15 protein-coding genes and 1 pseudogene are annotated in these 19,378 nt (G+C 72.0%); 7 read left to right on the forward strand and 9 right to left on the reverse strand.

Features of this window, described 5'->3' with window-relative positions:
* The first annotated feature begins 42 nt into the window (after positions 1 to 42).
* Together ACH5AF_RS06065 and ACH5AF_RS06070 are read left to right on the forward strand one after the other, a co-directional pair.
* A complete protein-coding gene (locus ACH5AF_RS06065; RefSeq protein ID WP_398900224.1) occupies positions 43 to 966 on the forward strand; it encodes a MurR/RpiR family transcriptional regulator in 924 nt (307 codons plus the stop codon).
* A 347-nt stretch (positions 967 to 1,313) separates the two neighbouring features.
* Positions 1,314 to 1,724 (forward strand): hypothetical protein, encoded by a 411-nt coding sequence (locus ACH5AF_RS06070; protein WP_398900225.1) that lies wholly within the window; start codon positions 1,314 to 1,316, stop codon positions 1,722 to 1,724.
* 57 nt (positions 1,725 to 1,781) lie between these two features.
* Here the strand turns inward: ACH5AF_RS06070 and ACH5AF_RS06075 are convergent, their stop codons facing one another.
* The 6 genes from ACH5AF_RS06075 to zwf all read right to left on the reverse strand — a co-directional run bounded on the left by ACH5AF_RS06075 (position 1,782) and on the right by zwf (position 11,287).
* Positions 1,782 to 4,730, reverse strand: a complete 2,949-nt coding sequence (locus ACH5AF_RS06075) for an NHLP bacteriocin export ABC transporter permease/ATPase subunit (RefSeq protein WP_398900449.1) — start codon at positions 4,728 to 4,730, stop codon at positions 1,782 to 1,784.
* Positions 4,731 to 4,740: 10 nt separating this feature from the next.
* Positions 4,741 to 6,990: an NHLP family bacteriocin export ABC transporter peptidase/permease/ATPase subunit gene (locus ACH5AF_RS06080; protein WP_398900450.1), complete on the reverse strand. Its 2,250-nt coding sequence runs from the start codon at positions 6,988 to 6,990 to the stop codon at positions 4,741 to 4,743.
* Positions 6,991 to 7,025: 35 nt separating this feature from the next.
* The gene (locus ACH5AF_RS06085) at positions 7,026 to 7,832 is read right to left on the reverse strand and encodes an HlyD family efflux transporter periplasmic adaptor subunit (protein WP_398900226.1); all 807 of its coding nucleotides are present in this window, start codon (positions 7,830 to 7,832) and stop codon (positions 7,026 to 7,028) included.
* 156 nt (positions 7,833 to 7,988) lie between these two features.
* Entirely contained in the window at positions 7,989 to 8,207 is a 219-nt protein-coding gene (locus ACH5AF_RS06090) for a type A2 lantipeptide (protein ID WP_215182741.1), read from the reverse strand.
* A 603-nt stretch (positions 8,208 to 8,810) separates the two neighbouring features.
* Positions 8,811 to 9,755 (reverse strand): glucose-6-phosphate dehydrogenase assembly protein OpcA, encoded by a 945-nt coding sequence (opcA, locus tag ACH5AF_RS06095; RefSeq protein ID WP_398900227.1) that lies wholly within the window; start codon positions 9,753 to 9,755, stop codon positions 8,811 to 8,813.
* Positions 9,752 to 11,287: a glucose-6-phosphate dehydrogenase gene (zwf, locus tag ACH5AF_RS06100; protein ID WP_398900228.1), complete on the reverse strand. Its 1,536-nt coding sequence runs from the start codon at positions 11,285 to 11,287 to the stop codon at positions 9,752 to 9,754. Before zwf ends, opcA begins: the two co-directional genes overlap by 4 nt.
* Positions 11,288 to 11,486: 199 nt before the next feature.
* On the opposite strand from zwf, the gene ACH5AF_RS06105 reads away from it, so the two are divergent.
* Both ACH5AF_RS06105 and ACH5AF_RS06110 read left to right on the forward strand, forming a co-directional pair.
* Positions 11,487 to 12,086, forward strand: a complete 600-nt coding sequence (locus ACH5AF_RS06105) for a Tm-1-like ATP-binding domain-containing protein (protein ID WP_398900229.1) — start codon at positions 11,487 to 11,489, stop codon at positions 12,084 to 12,086.
* Positions 12,083 to 12,736, forward strand: coding sequence for a Tm-1-like ATP-binding domain-containing protein (locus tag ACH5AF_RS06110; protein WP_398900230.1), 654 nt, complete (start codon positions 12,083 to 12,085; stop codon positions 12,734 to 12,736). The genes ACH5AF_RS06105 and ACH5AF_RS06110 overlap by 4 nt, the downstream gene beginning before the upstream one ends.
* A 157-nt stretch (positions 12,737 to 12,893) precedes the next feature.
* On the opposite strand, the gene ACH5AF_RS06115 is transcribed toward ACH5AF_RS06110, so the two are convergent.
* The gene (locus tag ACH5AF_RS06115) at positions 12,894 to 15,317 is read right to left on the reverse strand and encodes a SpoIIE family protein phosphatase (RefSeq protein WP_398900231.1); all 2,424 of its coding nucleotides are present in this window, start codon (positions 15,315 to 15,317) and stop codon (positions 12,894 to 12,896) included.
* Positions 15,318 to 15,643: 326 nt separating this feature from the next.
* Here ACH5AF_RS06115 and ACH5AF_RS06120 point away from each other — a divergent pair, with 326 nt between their 5' ends.
* The 3 genes from ACH5AF_RS06120 (at position 15,644) to ACH5AF_RS06130 (ending at position 17,646) form a co-directional block, all read left to right on the forward strand.
* Positions 15,644 to 16,030 carry a VOC family protein gene (locus tag ACH5AF_RS06120; RefSeq protein ID WP_398900232.1) on the forward strand — a complete coding sequence of 129 codons (387 nt, stop codon included), beginning with the start codon at positions 15,644 to 15,646 and terminating at the stop codon, positions 16,028 to 16,030.
* Positions 16,031 to 16,427: 397 nt separating this feature from the next.
* A complete protein-coding gene (locus tag ACH5AF_RS06125; protein ID WP_398900233.1) occupies positions 16,428 to 17,201 on the forward strand; it encodes a hypothetical protein in 774 nt (257 codons plus the stop codon).
* Positions 17,202 to 17,451: 250 nt separating this feature from the next.
* Entirely contained in the window at positions 17,452 to 17,646 is a 195-nt protein-coding gene (locus ACH5AF_RS06130) for a hypothetical protein (protein WP_398900234.1), read from the forward strand.
* Positions 17,647 to 17,685: 39 nt separating this feature from the next.
* Here ACH5AF_RS06130 and ACH5AF_RS06135 read toward each other — a convergent pair whose 3' ends face one another.
* Both ACH5AF_RS06135 and ACH5AF_RS06140 read right to left on the reverse strand, forming a co-directional pair.
* Entirely contained in the window at positions 17,686 to 18,639 is a 954-nt protein-coding gene (locus ACH5AF_RS06135; RefSeq protein WP_398900235.1) for a hypothetical protein, read from the reverse strand.
* A 61-nt stretch (positions 18,640 to 18,700) separates the two neighbouring features.
* Positions 18,701 to 19,358: pseudogene (locus ACH5AF_RS06140) on the reverse strand (maleylpyruvate isomerase N-terminal domain-containing protein).
* Positions 19,359 to 19,378: the final 20 nt, after the last annotated feature.

Below are 19,378 nucleotides of genomic sequence, written 5' to 3' on the forward strand. Positions count from 1 at the left end.
GAGCTAGATTTGAGGCCGATCCGGACGACAAGGAGGCACACGGTGTCATCAGGGCAGCAGGCACGTGCGCAGGCGGCGGCGATCACCCCGGGCCGGCAGTCGCCGGTGACCGAGGCCGCGCCCGCGGACAGGGTCCGGGCCCTGTTCGGCAGCCAGCGGCTGTCCCCGGGACAGCGCCGGATCGCCCAGTACATGATCGACCACCTGACGGAGGCCGCGTTCCTGTCGATCACGGACCTCGCCGAGCGGGTGGGCGTCAGCCAGCCGTCGGTGACCCGGTTCGCGACCTCCCTGGGCTACAGCGGCTTCCCGGCGCTGCGGGAGGCGCTGCAGCCGATCGCACTGAGCGCGGTGGCGGGCGCCCAGGAGACGCGCGAGCAGATCCGCCACAATGAGTTGCAGGCGGCCGTCGACGCGGAGATCGCGAACCTGGAGAGCCTGCGCCGGGTGTTCGCCGACACCGACCGGGTGCTGGACCTGGGCCGGGAGCTCGCCCGCTCAATGCCGCTGACCGTGCTGGGGCTGCGGATCTCGGTGTCGCTGGCCGAGTACTTCGCCTACGCCGCGCGCCGCATTCATCCCGATGTGCGTCTGGTGACCCGCGGCGGCAGCGTGGCGTACGACGCGCTGCTCCAGTCGCGCGCGGCGGGCGGGACGTGGGTACTGGCGTACGCGATGCCGCGGCACGCCAATGAGACGCTCGCGGCGCTGCGGGCCGCGCGCAGCACGGGACTTCGCGTCGCGCTGATCACGGACCTGACGCTCGGGCCGCTCGTGGACGAGGCCGATGTGACGCTGACGGCGGGGACGGGCTCACGGCTCGTGTTCGACTCGTACTCGGCGCCGGGCGTGCTGTCGGCCGCCGTACTGCAGGCGATGGCCGACGCCGATCCGGAGCGGACGCAGGTCCGTCTCGAGGGGTACGAGCAGGTGGCCGAGCACCACGACTTCTTCCTCGAGGACTGAGCCTCCAACCCCTCTCCGCGGCGGCTGACTTTCCTGTGTGACCTGCCTGTTTCCGGGACATTTTCACAGGCAGCGATGCATGAAATTTTTCATACCCTTGCTTACTCGACGGTATATATATTTACTGCTCGTGGGCAGCAGGGTCCTGCGCGGACGCCGAAGCACGACCACTGCCCTCGCCAACCGAACATCCTGGGGCGGTGCTCCCTCCTCGCACCGGCCTGTGATGTTCAATCCGGGCACCCGCCGTACCGCGGATGCCCCTGGCGGTCCCGGTCAACCCCTGGGCCGGGACCGCCACAAGCCTCTCGATCAGAGCCGATCGGCATGACCCGGAAGCGACGACGATGTCCCAGACCCTCACCACGCTTGGACCGGACTGGCCCTGTCAGGTCAAGGCCCCCGGCACGCGCGACTGGGAGCGCACGGCCGCCCGATGGCTCCGGGACCTCCTGCCGGCCCGCTACGCGGGATACTCTCCGCTCACCCGCCACCCCGTCCTGCTCGCGCGCCATGCCCAGTTGCAGCTCCAGCACGAGATGGGAGCGGTGCGGGTGGCGCTGCGGACGGCCCGTGCCGAGCTGCCGACGCTGGGCATCGCGGAGTCGGTCATCGAGAACACGATCCGGATGTACGCCGTCGAGCTGGACCAGCTGAACCGCCTCGCGCGCGGCGTCAGGCTCATCACCGACGCACTCCTCACCGACGGCACGGGCGCCGTACCGCGCCGACGTGCCCCGGTCCAGCGCGTGCCGTAACCGCCGTCCGCAGGAGTACGGGCCGGCCTCCCCCGTGGGCCGGCCCGTACCGGCGTGTCAGGCCAGCTGCCGCCGCACCAGTTCGTACAGCCGCCCGCCCGGATCCGCGAGCAGGTCCGCGGGGCGGCCCTCCTCCACGATCCGGCCCTCGGACATGACGAGCACCCGGTCGGCGTCCATGACCGTGGTGAGCCGGTGGGCGATCACCACACGCGTGGCGCTCAGCTGGCGGGTGCTTTCCATCACCGTCCGCTGCGTCTCGTTGTCCAGAGCACTGGTGGCCTCGTCGAAGAAGAGGATGGTCGGCCGGCGCACCAGCGCTGCCGCGATCATCAGCCGCTGGCGCTGCCCGCCGGAGACCGCGCCGCCGTTCGCGATCATCGTGTGCAGTCCCATGGGCATCCGCTTGATGTCCTCGGCCAGTCCCGCCATCTCTGCGGCCGCCCACACCTCCTCCTGGGAGAAGCTCTCGGCGCCCGTGATGCAGTCCAGGATCGAGCCGGTCAGCGGCTGGGCGTTCTGGAGCACGACGCCGCACTGGCGGCGCACCGCGGCGCGGTCGAGGGCGGCGAGGTCCTGGCCGTCGTAGAGCACCGATCCCGCGTCCGGCCGGTCGAAGCCGATGAGCAGCCTCAGCAGGGTGGACTTTCCGCAGCCGCTCGGGCCGACGACGGCCACGAACTCCCCCGGCCGCACCTTGAGGGACACGTCGTCGAGGACGGCGGGTCCGTCGTCGGTGTAGCGGAACGACAGCTTGCGTGCCTCGATCGCGCCGGACAGGGCGCCGGGCTGCGAGCTCGCACCGCGCACCTCCGGCGTCTCGTCGAGGATCGGACGCACCTGCTCGAACATGGGCAGCACGGCGACCGCCGACACCAGCACACCCGTCAGCTGGGTGACCGAGGTCAGCAGCATCGTCACGGCGGCGTTGAAGGTGAGGAAGTCACCGGCCGACATGCTGCCGCGGGCCGGGCCGGCCAGGAGCATGAACATGACGAGGGAGCACAGCGGCAGATAGACCGCGTCCAGCACGGTGGTGAGGTTCCTGATCCGGCCCACGCGCTGCTGGAGTTCGCGGGATCGGGCGAACTCCCCGGCCCACGCCGCGTACGCGAAGCTCTCCGCCGCGGCCACACGCAGCTTGGGCAGTCCGCGCAGGGTCTGGAAGGCCTGGTTGTTGAGCTTGTTGCTCAACTCCACCAGCCGCCGCTGCCAGCGCACCTGCCACAGCCCCATCCCGAGGAAGACGAGGCCGATCACCAGAAGCATGCCGATGGCCGCGAGCGCGAGCGGGACGCTGTACAGCAGCAGCAGGACGACGTTCATCACGCCGACGGTGCTCGACTGCACGGCGACCGGTCCGATTCCCGACAGCACGCGGCGGATCGAGCTGATGCCCATCGCCGCGCTCGCCAGCTCGCCGGTGGAGCGTTCGGTGAAGAACCGCGTCGGCAGTCTCAGCAGCCTGTCCCACACGGCGGGCTGCAGCGCGCTCTCTATCCGGCCCTCCATCCTCAGGATGGTGAGGTTCTGCAGCAGCATGAACGCCGCGGAGACGACGCCCGCGATCATCACCGCGAGAGCGACCTGGACGATCAGGCCCGTCTGGGCGCTCGGCACGTACACGCCGAGCACCTTTCCCGTGGCGATCGGCACCAGGGCACCGAGGCCAACCGTGACCAGACCCGCGAACAGCAGGTTGCGCACGTCCATGCGGGTGCCGCGCAGGCTGAACCGCACCAGGCGCCAGATGTTCGCGGGCCGTTCGGGCAGCGGCCGGTAGAACATGACGGCGCGCGGCTCGAACTCGTCGGCGTTGTCCTTGCCGACACGGGTGCGCGATCCGGTGAGCGGGTTGACGGCCTCGTAGCGTCCTCGTCGCCACAGCAGGGCGACCGGTGCGCCGGACGCCGCCCGCCCGCCCACGAGCGGGCCGCTGTCGGTGCGCCACCAGCTGCCGGTGAGGCGTACGGGACGGGTACGGACCCGGGAGGCGATGGCGATGCGTTCGACGGGCCCGACGCGATCCTCCTCCAAGGCGGTTCTGGGCGGCTCGGTGAGCGTGATCCCGGCCGCCTCGGCGACCCTGCGGCACACCGCGAACACGGCGTCGTCACCGTCCCTGCCGGACGTGCGGCGCGCGCCGCCGCGCTTGCCCATGGAGGCGATGAGCGCCTCGTCGGCCCGTGCCCGGACGTCCTCCCCGGCCTTGATACCGGCCGCCGCGCGGTCCTCATGGGCGCGTTCCAGCTGCTCGATCCACTGGTCGACGGCGGACAGCAGGCGGTACTGCTGGTTGACCATCCGCTGCCACATCGTGCCCTCGATGAGCAGGTCCGCCGCCGCCTCCGCGCTGTAGGAGGCGCCGTAGCGGACGCTGCCGGGGTCGACGGGCATCCAGAGGATGTCGTCGTCGGCCATGCCCGCGTCGGCGGGGCGGCTGTCGAGCGGGGCCTCGAACAGGACGCCGAGGCTGCGTCCCACGCCGAGGGCGAAGGCGTGCTCCAGCTGGTTCCAGGCCCCGTTGCCGTACGGGTCCTGCGCGGCGTACGGATCCTGCGCGGCGTACGGATCGGCCACGTACATGCTCCCGGTCGCGTACGGATCCTGCGCGGCGTACGGATCGGCCACGTACATGCTCCCGGTCGCGTACGGATCCTGGCCGTAGGAGTCCTGGTACAGCTCGCGCAGGGCGATGCGGTGGAGCAGGCATTCCTGCGAGGGGCGGCCGACGAGAGTGTGCCGCGGACCCTGGACGGGGCCGAGCAGCAGGGTGCCGGGTTCGAGGCGGCCGAGGAAGTGCCAGTGCCCCTGCTCCTCGGCATCCACCGCGAACAGGTCGAGGAAGCCGCCGAGCACGAGCCACAGCACCTGCGGCCCTTCGAGGTGGAGGCTGCGCAGGCCGGTGCAGTCGACGGGTGCGCCGAGCGCCCCGAAGGCGTGGATCACCGGATCGGTCGTCTCCGGCGTGCCCGTGGCGGCCGCCGGGCCGGCGTCCGGGTGCATGGCTGACACGTCAGTGCTCCTTGACCAGCTCGGCGTACGCGCCCCGGGCGGCGACGAGCTCCTCGTGACGGCCGCGTTCGACGACCGTCCCGTGGTCGAGGACCACGATCTCGTCGCTGTCGCGCACCGTGCTCAGCCGGTGGGCGATCACCACGCAGGCGCAGCCGCGCCGGCGGATGTTGTCGATGATGACGCGTTCGGTCTCGGCGTCGAGTGCGCTGGTCACCTCGTCGAGCACCAGGACGCTCGGGCGGCGCACCAGGGCGCGGGCGATCTCCAGGCGCTGGCGCTGTCCGCCGGAGAAGTTGCGGCCGTCCTGTTCGACGCGGCTGTGGATGCCGTCGGGCCTGCGCCGGACGACGTCGAGGACGGCGGCGTCCTCCAGCGCGGCGACCACGGCCTCGTCGGGGATCGAGGGGTCCCAGAGGGCGACGTTGTCCCGCACGGTGCCCTCGAACAGGAAGATGTCCTGGTCGACGAAGGCGACGGAGGCGGCGAGTGCGCTGCGGGAGATGTCCTCCAGGCGTTCGCCGTCGATGCAGATCGTCCCCTCCCACGGGGTGTACAGCCCGGATATCAGGCGGGAGACGGTGGACTTGCCGCTGCCGGAGCCGCCGACGAGGGCGACCTGGCGGCCGGGGCCGACGGCGAGCGAGAAGCCGCTGAGCAGGGGCGCGTCCAGCGGGCTGTAGCCGAAGGTGATGTCCTCCAGCGTCACATGGCCCTTGAGCCTGCGGGTGCTCGGGTCGGGCTCGTCGCGGGAGTACAGCGGGTCGACGGGGAAGTTCTCGACGTCCTTGAGGCGGGCGACGTCCGCGGCGAAGTCCTGGATCCGGCCTGCCACGCCGTTGAGCCGGGTGATGGGTGCGGTGAAACGCGCGACGAGCGCCTGGAAGGCGACGAGCAGGCCGATCGAGATGTGGCCCTCGACGGCCCGCAGTCCGCCGATCCACAGGATCAGGGCGCTGTTGAGCACCGCGAGGGTGGGTGCGACGACGGCGAGGACGGCGCTCGGCACCCCCAGGCGCTGCTGCACCTCCAGCGTGGTGGCGTGCTGGCCCGCCCAGCGGCGGAAGTAGCCGTTCTCGCCGCCGGTCGCCTTCATGGTCTCGATCAGCTGGAGGCCGGTGTAGGAGGTGTTGGTGAGCCGTGCGCTGTCCGCGCGCAGCTTCTGTGTGTGGGTGGCCCGCTGGTGTATGACGATCCGCATGGCGACCACGTTGAGCAGCGCGATCAGCACGCCGACGACGGTGAGCTGGGGGTCGTAGGTCCACAGCAGGACGGCGTACAGGACGACCACGACGCCGTCGACGGCGGCGGCCGCGAGGTCGCGGGCGAGGGTCTCGGCCACCGCGTCGTTGGACTGGAGCCGTTGGACCAGGTCGGCGGGGCTGCGCTGCGCGAAGAAGGTGACCGGCAGCCGCAGCAGATGTCTCAGGAACCGGGCGCTGCCCAGGGTGGAGGAGATGATGCGTCCGCGGAGCAGGTTCGCCTGTTGCAGGCCCGTCAGTACGGCGGTGAGCGCCACGAGGGTGGCCAGTGAGGCGAACAGGGGGCCCAGCAGTGACGTCTGTCCCCCGATCAGGAACATGTCGATGTAGGTACGGCTGAGCGCGGGCACCGCCGCGCCGACGGCGACGAGCAGCAGACTGGCGAGCAGTGCGGCGAGCAGGGTGCCGGTGGTGCCGCGCAGCCTGGCCGGCACGGCCTTCATGACGCCGGGCCTGCGGCCGCCCTTGGTGAAGGTGCGGTCGGGTTCGAAGACCAGGGCGACACCGGTGAAGCTGGTGTCGAAGTCCTCCGCAGCGACGAAGCGATGCCCCTTGTCGGGGTCGTTGATGTGCACGCCGCGGCGCCCGAGGCGTCGGCCCGTGCCGTCGTAGACGACGTAGTGGTTGAACTCCCAGAAAAGGATGGCCGGCGGCTGCACCTCGGCGAGGGCGGTGGCCTCCATCTGCATGCCCTTGGCCACGAGACCGTAACTGCGCGCGGCCTTGAGGATGTTGCTGGCACGTGAGCCGTCGCGGGAGACGCCGCAGGCGATGCGGAGCTCTTCGAGCGGTACATGGCGGCCGTAGTGGGCGAGCACCATGGCGAGTGCGGCGGCACCGCACTCGACGGCCTCCATCTGGAGGACGGTCGGGGTGCGGACGGCCTTGGCCTTCGGCTTCCTGCGGGGCGGCGGGGCGGCCCTGCGCGAGCCGCGCCGGCCGCCGGGGGCCGGCTCCGGGTGGTGTCTGCGGCGGCCCGCGGGCGGCAGCTGCCGCTGTGCGGGGACGGGTTCTCGGTGTGCGGTCACGGCAGCAGCCAATCGATCGGATGCTGGGCGGCCAGGTGGACGGAGCCGCCGGTGAGGGTCATGGACTCGAGCGCGTACGGGGGGCCCTGCGAGGTGGACCAGTCGTAGCCGGACTCGGTGCCGGGGGCCTTCCCCAGCTCGACGAGCACGGCCACGGGCTGGCCGTCCTTGGAGAACAGTTCGCCGAGCTGACTGCTGCCGAGGAAGGCGGTGATGCGCTGGCGGGTCTGGGCGGTGCGGCCGACGGCCTTGACCCGGCCGCGCAGCACACCGTACTTCTGCGCCGCGACGGACTGGACCGTGAGGTCGACGCGTGCGCCGACCGGCACGTCCGGGCCGCTGTCCGCGGGGACGTAGAGCACGGCCGTCAGGGGGTCGCCCGGCTTGTCGATCCGTTCAACGGCGGCGACGTCGCTGCCGGTGGTGACGACGGATCCGATGGCGGCGACGAGGGTGGTGAGCCGTCCGGCCGCGATGGTGCGCACGACGGCGGTGCCCTGGGCGGTGCGGACCTCGAGCAGGGGTGCGTCGGCCTCGACGCGTTCGCCCTCCTTGGCCAGCACCTCGGTGATCTGTCCCGAGACCGGGCTCTGCAGGACGTAACTGCCCTGTCCATGGGTGAGGATGCCGGGTGCGGAGACGGTGGAGGTCACCGTGCCGGCGACGGCCCAGACGGCGGCGGCCATCATGACGGCGACGGTCACGGTCAGGACGAGGAGCCCCTGCGGCCGGGCGAAGCGCACCGGAAGGTCGATCTCCTCCGGCGACTGCAGCTTGGAAAGGGCCTGTTGGCGGAACTGCACGACACTCTTCCCTCAACTGCCTGAACTGACGGGGTCCCGGATCCACCGGGTGCTACGGGACAACCGCGCACGGCCGTGCGCCCCGGATCCTGGCGCGGTCCGGGGGCACACGGCTCGGGCGCTGCCGGCAGAGCGGGCCGGCGAGCCGCGGAGATCTTACAGACCGGCGACGAGGCCGTTGACCGGGCCAGTGATCGCGGCGGCGTTGATGCCGGTGGCACCCTCGGCGACGCCGGTCACGGTGGCGACGGTGGCGGAGACCGGGGCGATGGTGTCAAGAGCGGCGGCGGCGTTGCTCACCGTGGCGCTGTGCAGACCGCCGGCCACATTGTCCAGCTCGCTGTCGGAGATCTCCTGGGTGGGGACGAAGTTCATGAGAAGCTTCCCTTCGGATGGGTATTTCGAAATGACAGCGTCCGGCCGCACGGAAAAGCGCATTGCCGGCCGACCAGCGGGGTGGGGAGATTCTCGTATCCGAGAACCCAGTGAAATCCCGCGGTGCGAAGGATCAAAGCACGTAAGCGTGTTGGGCGGCCAATCGCGGCAGAGGGCGGGACGGCCGGATCACGCCGCGAGCGGCGCTCGTATTACCGACGCGTGCATACCCCTTCATGAATAGGTGCCACCTTCTTCACATGATCGCCAAGCACCGGCCCGACGCGCGCCCGCCGCACGGCGCCGACGAACGGGACATTCCCCCGCAGAGTCAGATATTCCCTGGTCAACCTGGGGGAGGCCGGGGGGAGACGATGTGCGGCCTGCGCATTCGCTGTGCAGATTCGCGACAGGGGACCGCCTCATGACGGGGCGTCACGGCACCTTCACATTGCCATGGGGTGCGGCCCGTGTGCCGCACCCCTGGCGAGGAACGAAATGGATCACCGCGCAATTGCGGAGCGTCTACCCGTGAGGAAATTCAGGACATGACCGCTCGAGCCGCCCCGCGCCTTGCGGAAAGGGTGCGGAAAAGGTGCCGAATCAGTCGCCCGTGGCCACCTCGGGCGCAGGTGGGGTGATTCGGGCGTGCAGTGCTGCCGCGTATGCCTCGTCGGGGTCGAGCCTGCGCAGTTCCTCCGCGATCAGCTCGGCCGTCGTACGCACTTTCAGGGCAAGGACGCGGCCCGGCTGCCCGGGGATGGAGAGCCGGGCCACGGGGCCTTCGGGCCGGTCGATGTGGATCTCGCCGTCGGCGGTGCGCAGCCGTACGGCCGTGACGACCGGTCCGGCGGTGACGACCTGTTCGACCGGGACGCCGAGGCGGGCGGCGAACCAGCGGGCGAGGAGTTCGGCGCTGGGGTTGTCCGCCTCGCTCTCCACCACGGCGGAGACGACCTCGGCCCGTGCCTGGTCGAGCGCGGCCGCGAGCATCGAGCGCCAGGGCGTGAGCCGGGTCCAGGCCAGGTCGGTGTCACCCGGCTCGTAACCGGAAGCCCTGGCAGCCAGTTCACTCAGGGGCTCGGCCACGGCGTAGGCGTCGGTGATTCGGCGCTGGGCGAGGGCGCCGAGCGGGTCCCTGGCCGGGACGGGCGGCGCGTCGACCGGCCACCAGACGACGACCGGCGCGTCGGGCAGCAGCAGCGGAAGGACGACGGAGTCGGCGCGGTCGGCCAGTTCGCCGTGGAGTCGCAGCAGGACCGTCTCCCCCGCGCCCGCGTCGGTACCGACGCGGACCTCGGCGTCGAGGCGGGTGGCATGGCGGTCGCGGGGTGAGCGGGCGTGGCGCTTGATGACGACCAGGGTGCGGGAGGGGTGCTCGCGCGAGGCGTCCCCGGCTGCCTTGATGGAGTCGTAGGCGTTCTCCTCGTCGGTGACGATGACGAGGGTGAGCACCATACCGACAGCCGGGGTGCCGATGGCTCGGCGGGCCTGGACCAGCGCCTTGTTGATCTTGCTGGAAGTGGTGTCCGTGAGGTCGATCTTCATGGCCTGCGCCAGCTCCGTCCGTCTCGTGCGAGCATCTCGTCCGCTTCCCTGGGACCCCAGGTGCCCGCGGCGTACTGGGCAGAAGTGCCGTTGGTGTCCCAGAACTCCTCGATCGGATCGAGGATCTTCCAGGACTCCTCCACCTCCTCGGTACGGGGGAAGAGGTTGGCGTCGCCGAGCAGCACGTCGAGGATCAGCCGCTCGTACGCCTCCGGGCTGGACTCGGTGAACGACTCGCCGTAGGCGAAGTCCATGGTCACATCGCGCAGTTCCATGGAGGTGCCGGGCACCTTGGAGCCGAAGCGCATGGTCACGCCCTCGTCCGGCTGGACCCGGATCACCAGGGCGTTCTCGCCGAGCTCCGCGGTCGCGGTGAAGTCGAACGGGGAGTGCGGGGCGCGCTGGAAGACGACCGCGATCTCGGTGACCCGGCGGCCGAGGCGCTTGCCGGTGCGCAGGTAGAACGGGACACCGGCCCAGCGGCGGTTGTCGATCTCCAGCTTGATCGCGGCATAGGTGTCGGTCGTCGACCGGGGCGCGATGCCCTCCTCCTGGAGGTAGCCGACGGCCTTCGCACCGCCCTGCCAGCCGGCCGTGTACTGGGCCCGCACGGTGTGCCGGCCCAGGTCATCGGGCACCTTGACGGCCTTGAAGACCTTGAGCTTCTCGGTGACGAGGGAGGCGGCGTCGAAGGAGGCGGGCTCCTCCATGGCGGTCAGCGCCAGCAGCTGGAGGAGGTGGTTCTGGATGACGTCCCGGGCGGCGCCGATGCCGTCGTAGTAGCCGGCCCGGCCGCCGATGCCGATGTCCTCGGCCATCGTGATCTGCACATGGTCCACGAAGGACCGGTTCCAGATGGGTTCGAAGAGGGTGTTGGCGAAGCGCAGCGCCAGGATGTTCTGGACCGTCTCCTTGCCCAGGTAGTGGTCGATCCGGAACACCTCGTCCGGGGCGAACACCTCGTGCACGACGGTGTTGAGCTCCCGCGCGCTGGCGAGGTCGTGGCCGAAGGGCTTCTCGATGACGGCACGCCGCCAGGAGCCGCGGGGCGCGTCGGACAGGCCGTGGTCCTTGAGCTGCTGGACGACCTTGGGGAAGAACCTCGGCGGCACGGAGAGATAGAAAGCGAAGTTGCCCCCGGTGCCCTGCGCCTTGTCCAGGTCATCGACCGTCGCCCTCAGCCGCTCGAAGGCGGCGTCGTCGTCGAAGTCCCCCTGGACGAACCGCATGCCTTCCGCCAGCTGCTGCCACACCTCCTCGCGGAACGGTGTGCGCGCATGCTCCCGGACGGCGTCGTGGACCTCCTGCGCGAAGTCCTGGTCCGCCCAGTCCCGCCGGGCGAACCCGATGAGCGAGAAGCCCGGCGGCAGCAGCCCGCGGTTGGCGAGATCGTAGACGGCGGGCATCAGCTTCTTGCGGGACAGGTCCCCGGTGACTCCGAAGATGACGAGCCCTGAGGGCCCGGCGATACGGGGGAGCCGCCGGTCGAGCGGGTCCCGCAGCGGATTCGCCCAGCCGCTGTTCTCCGACATGGGGTCAGGCCTCCTAGCGAACGGCTTCGAGTGCGTCCGCTTCCGAGGATCGCATCTCACCCCGGTCCTGTACGGGTAGATCAACGCGCCGCCGCGTCGATCCGTTCCCGTACGGCCCGGACGGCTGCACACCGCCCACCGTCCCGGGCCGGCACACGACACACTTTCCGCCGGCCCGTTGTGGCGAACAGTACGTGCCATGGCGACAGTTGTGCTGGTGGGGACGCTGGACACCAAGGGTGCGGAGTACGGCTGGCTGCGCGAGCTGCTGCGCGGCGGCGGCGTCGAGGTGCTGGTGGTCGACACGGGGGTGATCGGTGCACCGCACTTCGCCGCCGACGTCCCGCGCGAGGAGGTCGCACGGGCCGCGGGGGCGGACCTGGCCGCGCTGCGCGCCGGAGGGGACCGGGGCGCGGCCGTGACGGCGATGGCGCGCGGTGCGGCCGAGGTCGTCGCGCGGCTGCACGAGGCGGGTCGGCTGCACTGCGTCATGGCGATCGGCGGCAGCGGCGGAATCTCCATCGCGACCCGCGCCATGCGCGGACTCCCCCTGGGCGTACCGAAATTGATGGTCTCCTCGATGGCGGCGGGCGACGTGTCGCCGTACGTGGGCTACGCGGACATCACGATGATGTACAGCGTCGTCGACATCGCCGGGATCAACACGATCTCGGCCCCCGTGCTCGCCAAGGCGGCCGACGCGGCGGTGGGCATGGCGAAGGGCTTCGCGGCCGCCGGGCGCCGGGCACTGCGCCCCGCCGATCTGGCAGGCGGCGAACGGCCGCTGGTTCGGGCGTGACGACGGCAGGGGTCGACGCGGCCCGGGCGCGGCTGACCGAGCTGGACTACGAGGTCCTGGTGTTCCATGTCAGCGGGGCGGGCGGGCGGACATTGGAGTCAATGGCCGGTCAGGGGCTGTTCGCCGGGGTGCTCGATCTGACGCTGAGCGAGCTGGCGGACGATCTGGCCGGCGGCATCCTGAGGGCCGGACCGGACCGGCTCACCGCGGCCGGGCGGCACGGCGTGCCTCAGGTGGTCAGTCCGGGGGCGCTGGACATGGTGAAGTTCGGCCCGCCCCACACGCTGCCGCCCGCGATGCGCGACCGTCACGTCCTGGTGCACAACCCGTCGATCACGGTGGTGCGTACCACGGCGGAGGAGTGCGCGGAGCTGGGGCGGCAGGTCGCGGCGAAGCTTCGGGCCGCCACGGGCCCGGTGGAGGTCTGCATGCCACTGAGGGGCCTGTCGACCCTGGGAGAGCCGGGTGGCCCGTACCACGACCCGGTGGCGGACGCGGCGCTGTTCGGAGCGCTGCGCGAGGGGCTGCGGGGCAGCGGGGCAGCGGGGCAGCGGGGCAGCGGGGCAGCGGGGTCACGGTGGTCGACGTCGACGCGGACATCAACAGCGTCTCGTTCGGCCGTGCCGCGGCGGACCGGATGCACCGGATGATCACCGCGGGTACGGCCGCCCAGTCGTGACGGTGTGCTATTCGGACGGCCGGGAATGTCAACGAGTGCGTCGATCAGGGCGGTCAGGTGGCGGACGAACGCATCCGTGCGCTCGGTGGGACGGGCGCAACCGCCCGGCGGTCACCGGGCCGAGGCGATCACGGGCCGAGGCCCTGGGGCAGCAGCTGTTCCGTCCAGAGGGTCTTGCCCGACGCGGTGTACCTGCTCCCCCACCGGTGCGTGAGCTGGGCGATCAGGAAGAGTCCGCGGCCGCCCTCGTCCGTCACGCGCGCCCGGCGCAGATGCGGCTGGGTCTGGCTGGGGTCGGACACCTCGCACACGAGCCGCTGGTCCCTGATGAGCCGCACGCCGACCGGGCCGCCGGCGTACCGGATGGCGTTGGTGAGCAGCTCGCTGACGATCAGTTCGGTGGTGAACACCAGGTCGTCGAGCCCCCACCTGGTCAGCTGCCGGGCGATCTCGGCCCGCGCCTGGGCCACAAGCTTCACATCCGCCGGGAACTCCCAGGCGGCGACGGCGTCCTCGCGGGTGACGGCCACCCGCGCCAGCAGCAGGGCGGCGTCGTCGTCCGGAGGTTCGGCGAGGAACGGTACGAGCATCTCCCGCCCGATCTCCGGTACCGGCCGCACCGTCCCGCGGGCTGCCTCCTTGCCGAGGAACTCCGCCATGTGACCCGAGCCGCCCGACTCCATGGAGAGCGATCCGGCGGCGAACGCCAGCAGGTCACCGGGGGCGAGCTCCACCTCCACCGGTTCGAACGGCGCGCCCTCCCGGCCGAGGGCGGGACCGGCCGGCAGCTCGACCCGCGCGGCACCGCCCGCGGCCCGGGCCAGCACGGGCGCCGCATGCCCGGCGCTGGCCATCCTGCACCGCGCGCTGACCGGGTCGTAGACCGCGTACAGGCAACTGGCACCCCGGACCGTGCCCTCGCCGCCACCCGGTTGCTCGTCCTCAGCGAGGCGGACCACCAGGTCGTCGAGGTGGGTCAGCAGTTCGTCCGGCGGTGGGTCGAGATCGCAGAGCGTACGCACCGCGGTGCGCAGGCTGCCCATGGTGGCGGCCGCGTTGAGGCCGTGCCCGCGCACGTTTCCGACGACGAAGGCGACCCGCGACGAGGACAGCGTGATCACGTCGAACCAGCTGCCGCCCGTGCCCGCGAGCGTCCTGCCGGGCACGTAGATCCCGGCGGTCTCAGCGGCGGTCACCTTCAGCAGCGGGCGCGGCAGCAGGCTGCGCTGCAGGGTCTCGGCGGTGCGGCGTTCGCGTGTGTAGCGGCGGGCGTTGTCGATGGCGAGCGCGGCCCGGGAGCCGATGTCCTCCGCCACGGCGGCGTCCTGCGAGTCGAACGGGGCCCGGTCACGGCCGCGCCACACCGAGACCGCGCCGAGCACGTGCCCGCGCGCCTGCAGGGGCACCACCATGTACGAGGCGGCGCGGCCGGTGAGCACCAGTCGTATCCGGTCGGGATCGTCGGCGATCCTGGGCCGCAGCTCGTCCAGGTCGGCGACGATGACGGCCGACCCCAGCCGCAACCTGTCGCTCTCGTAGCCGCGTACGCGGATGACGGAGCCGGACGGATACAGCTCATCGGGCCACTCGCCCTCGGCGGCGACGGCCGCGGCGCGGCACAGCGGCGCCCCTGTCGCGAAGGCGCCGGGCTCCTCGCCGACCAGGACGGCCTCCGTGATGTCCACCGCGGCCAGGTCGGCGAACGCCGGGACCAGGAGGTCGGCCAGCACCTGTGCGTTGCGGGAGACCTCCAGCGACCGGCCGAGCGCGGAGGCCGCGGTGCCGACGAGTGCCGCGTGCCTGCGGGCCCGTTCGTGCTCGGTGACATCGGTGAACGTCACGGCGACACCGCGGACGGCGCCCTTGGCTCCCGAGAGCCTGAGCGCGGACAGCGAGATGGTCCGGTCCCGCTCGGGGGCCCGGGCGAGCCGCGCGGAGGTGACGAAGTCGATGAGCGGCTCGCCGGTTGTGGCGACACGGCGGAGCCGGGCCTCGACGACCGCCGCGTCCTCCGGCACCAGCAGTTCCCCGATCCGGCGCCCGAGCGCGCCGCCCGCCCGCCCCGCGCGCCCCGAGGTCCCCGGACGCAGGTCGCCGGGCAGCGGATTGACCCGCATCAGGCGCAGTTCCGTGTCGTGGATGGCGAGCCCGATACCGGACTGGGAGAAGAGGGCGCCGACGAGTGCCTCGTTCTCCTCCCGCCGGTCGGCAACGCCCGCTGCCGTCATCCGCAGCAGGAACCGCGCGGGCAGCGTCCCGTCGAGCGGCAGCAGATCGAGCTGGACGGGTGACGGCCCGTCGCCGCCGCGCAAGGAGGCGCGCATCGAACGGGGCAGAGCGTCGGGCGCGAGGCCGCGCAGCCGTGCCCAGTCGCCGGGTTCGGTGAGGAGCTCGCCGACGCCGCGGCCGTTGAGCCGGGCCGCCGGAATTCCGAGCAGCTCGGCGGCGACTCCCGTGCAGGCGACCACCGTACCGGCGTCGTCGAGCACGAGAAGTGCGCAGTCCTCCGGGCGGTCCTGCCCGCTGCCGGGGACAAGGCCGCTGCTGCTCACTCGTCGATCACTCCCAGGGGGCGCGCTCCCGTGATCCGCCGGTCCGTGCTCGGTCCTCGCGCCTCTCATTGAACTCCACCGGGCCCGCCGCCGCGCGGCGAACCCCGACAGGCGCCCGGCTGCGGGCGCCCCGCGGACGCTCCTGTTCCGGCCTCCGGCCGCCAAGTACCGTCGGCACGGCGGTCGATGGGCGGACGCGGGCGGAAAAACGCCCTGACAAGGGACAGGCGGCCGATTTACGATCACCGGTACGGCATCGCGTGTCGGTCACCGACCGGGTGAGGCATGGAGGTGCCCGTGAGTTTGCCCGACGGAGGCAATCCACAGTGTCAGTAGAGTTGAACCACACCATCGTTCTCGCGAGGGACAACCGCGAGTCGGCCGAATTCCTCGCCCATGTGCTCGGGCTCGAAGTCGGGCAGGAGTGGGGCCCGTTCATCCCCCTTGCTCTCAGCAACGGCGTCACCCTCGACTTCGCGACGGTCGATCATGAAGTCCCCTTGCAGCACTACGCGTTCCTCATCTCGGAGGACGAGTTCGACGGGACCTTCCGGCGCATCGAGGAAGCGGGCGTCAGCTACTTCGCCGATCCGCACGGAAAGCAGCCGGGCGAGATCAACCACAACGACGGCGGGCGCGGCATGTACTTCTTCGACCCCGCGGGGCACGCCATGGAGGTCATCACCCGGCCGTACGGGAGCGGCGGGAGCTGAGCCGGCGGGCCGGGCGGCCCGTCGTCGACCATGCTCCGCAAGGGGCGGGGGCCGTGTCCCCGCCCCTTTTCGCTGCCCTACGGCGACCGTCCGCGCGGTGCCGTTCGCCCCGACGGCCCAGCGGGGGACGATCCCGGATGGCGCAATGTGTCGATCCGCGCACTAAATGTAACCAAGTGTGCGCCTACGCATCACGAGACCGACACGGTGGACGCCTTCCGGATGTTCCACGAACGGAGCCCGCGCCATGACCCCCGCCCCCTTCGCCCCAGATCCGGCCGACCACGGCACAGACCGGCCCATGAGGCCCGCACCCGCGCCGGACCCCGAGTTTCTCGTCCCCCCGCACCCGGCTCCCAGCACGCCGTACGCACCGCGTCCGCCGACGGTTCCCCCCGTGGTGCCACCTGTCCCGCACGAGGCCACTGCGCCGGCGGACCCGTACGAACCGCAGCTCCACGCATCGGAGCGCCACGAACCGGAACGGCGTGGCCCGGAGCTCCGCGAAGCACGGCAGCCCGTGAAAACCCTCGGCGCCGACAGCAGCGACTGGCGGTCGGCGGGCGGGGGCGCACCCGGGCAGAGGCCCGCGCACGGCACGGACCAGGGCACCGAGGGCGGAACCGACTCCGCGGCCGCGCCCCCGGCACCGGCCGAGCGGTCCGAGCGGCCGAAGCGGACAAAGGACCGGCACGCGTCGTCGGCGTCCTCGAAGTGGCCGATGTCGGCCCTGGACGCCGCGCTCGCGTCCGGGCCCAGCAGTCACACCGTCTCCCCCGCACTGCGCTCGCCGCTGCGCCGGCCGGCGGCGGTCGTGCTCTTCGCCTGCGGTGTCATCCATGTGCCGACCGACCTCGCGGGACTGCGGTCGGGAAGCTACGCGGAGACCCTGTCCCTCGCCCTCCTCGTGCTCTGCCTGGTGTGCGCCGTGTGGCTGGCGATGCGGGACACACTGGTCGTCTGGGCCGCCGCGGCGGGACTCGCCGTGGGGACCATCACCCTCCATGGCCTCGCGAGCGTCGGCACGGTCGATCTGCTGAACAGCAGTCTCGGAGAGTCCTTCACCTGGGCGAGGGCCGCGGCGGTGCTCTGCGCGGCGGCCGCGGCGATCCTGTCCTGCTCGGCGCTGGTGCGCCGCACCAGGGCGGACGGAGCGACGAACAGCAGCTGACCGCCGTCCGACCCGACGATCCGCTCCGCCCGGGCAGCCTCACTGCCCGGGCGGTCGCACGTCCGCCGGCGCATCACTCTGGGCCGCTCATGTGCGGCCGATCAGCAGCGCCGTGGCTCGCCACCGGCTGAAGCCGCGGGAGACCACGGGGATCCGTGTGGTTCCGCCGCTTCTGGGTACGGGGCGGAGCACGAACGCACGAACGCACGAACGCACGAACGCACGAACGCACGAAGGAGGTGCGCTCCCCGTGGAGCGTGGCAGCAACCGCGTCAGCCCGCGAAAGGACGACGAGATGAAGCACGAACTGCGGGGCTATCTACGGTCCCGGCAGCAGCACACACGCATCGAGTCGGCGAACGATCCGGAGCCGGGTGCCGAAGATGCCCCGACCGGCGGGTCCGAAGGCGGCGGACCCGGCGCCCGGCAGGTGCGCGAACGCTGAGGCGGGAACGGGCAGGGTGTGGGCCCCGGTGGTCGGGGCTCACACCCTGCCGGACGTCAGGCGCTCGGCGCGCTGGGACGCCTGGCGGGCCCGGCGGCGCGCCGAGCCGGCCGCGTCGTCGGCCGTTCGGGCCCGGGCCCGTGCCTCGCGGGCCTCCTTCTCGGCGGCACGCAGCTGCGCCCTCGCCTCTTTCAGCTCCCCGGTCAACGCCTCGACCCGTTCGGCGGCCTCCTCGGTCCGTGCGTCGGCGCGCTCGCTCTCCTCGGCGGCCCGGGCCTGTTCCGCCTCGCGCTCCCGCGCCTCCTCATCGGCCGCTTCGGCTTCCCGGCGAGCCTGATCCCGTTCCCTGCGGCGGGCTTTCTCCTCCTCGGCCCGAGTCTCGTCCCGTTCGGCGCGCCGCTCCCGATCACGGTGCCCGGTCTTCGCCTCACCGCGTCGTTCCGGGCCCGTGCCCTGCGCCTTCCCGGCAGGTCCGGACGAGGCGACACGGCTGGTCACGGCGCCGGCATCCGCTGACGCCGCCGTGAACCCGACGGGCGGGGTCAGCGGTCGTTCGAGGTGACCGGCCGCCCACTCCTCGGCCGCCGCCGGGTCGGCCAGCACGGCGAGCAGGGTGCCCTCGATCTCCCGCAGGGCGGCCTCCCCCACCTCCTGCCCTTCGGCCGCCGCCAGGTCCCGGGCTTCCCGGGCGAGCGCGGCGACCAGGAGGTGTTGCTGACGGCTCAGTTCGCGCAGCCGGTCGCCGTCGAGGCTGCGGTGCGCGCTGCGCAGTCCCTCGCCGAGGTCGAGCAACGGCTGGATCCGCTCCGGCTCCCGGCGGCGGAGGAGGTTGCCCGCCCATGCGGAGACGGTGGGCCGCCGCAGTGCCTTGATCCTCTCGGCGAGGTCGCGCTCCCCGGCCTTGCGGGCCTCCGCCGCGCGGGCGTTGCGCGCGGCGGTGAAGTCCTGCGGCCGCAGCTCGTACAGCTCGTCGAGGATGCTCTCCAGGTCCACGGTCCTCCTTGCGGCCCGTCGCCCCCTGCCCTCGTCCGGGAGGGCCCAGGACCAGGATCGCTCACGACCTCGGTTCGCCGTACCAGCGCCATGCGGTGCGGCGCTGACGTCCGGGCAGCTCGCCCCGGCCGGTGGCCCACAGCAGCGTCCGCCAGGGGTCGCTGCCGCCCGGCACATCGGGGAACAGCCGGGTGAGCACCCCTGCGCACAACCCGCCGGGCGGGCTCCAGCGCAGCCCGAGGCCCTGCGCCACGTCGTGGGTGTGGACCAGCGTCTCGACGATGCCCATGGCGGCGAAGCCCTCGGTGTCGGCGATCCCGAAGACGTGATGTGCGCGGACGCCGGGCGGAGCCGTGCGCACCATCGCGACGAGCAGCGCGCCGCACGACTCCAGGACCTCCAGCAGTCCGGCCGGTCCGGCCGCACGGTCGGCATACACGGTGTTGCCCCCCCGGGCCTGCGGCTGTCGTGGACGAAGGGGAGGTCGTGGTTCAAGGGAGGTGTACGCAGGCCGAGTTGACGGCGTAGGCGAACAGGTCGTCGGCGAGGTGCTCGACCGTCTCCCAGCAGTCCCACTCCAGCGTCCCGGCCTTCGCGTCCCACGCGGCGGCGGGCGGTGCGGAGCCCAGGACGTCAAGGCAGAGCCGAACGGCGTGGTCGAGGTCGTCCACGGTCACGGTGGTGATGGCGGGTACCGGGCTTTCTGCGGTGGGCGACATGCGGGGACCGTACCCCGCAC

It is taken from the genome of Streptomyces sp. NPDC018833 (assembly GCF_044390825.1).
GTDB lineage: Bacteria > Actinomycetota > Actinomycetes > Streptomycetales > Streptomycetaceae > Streptomyces.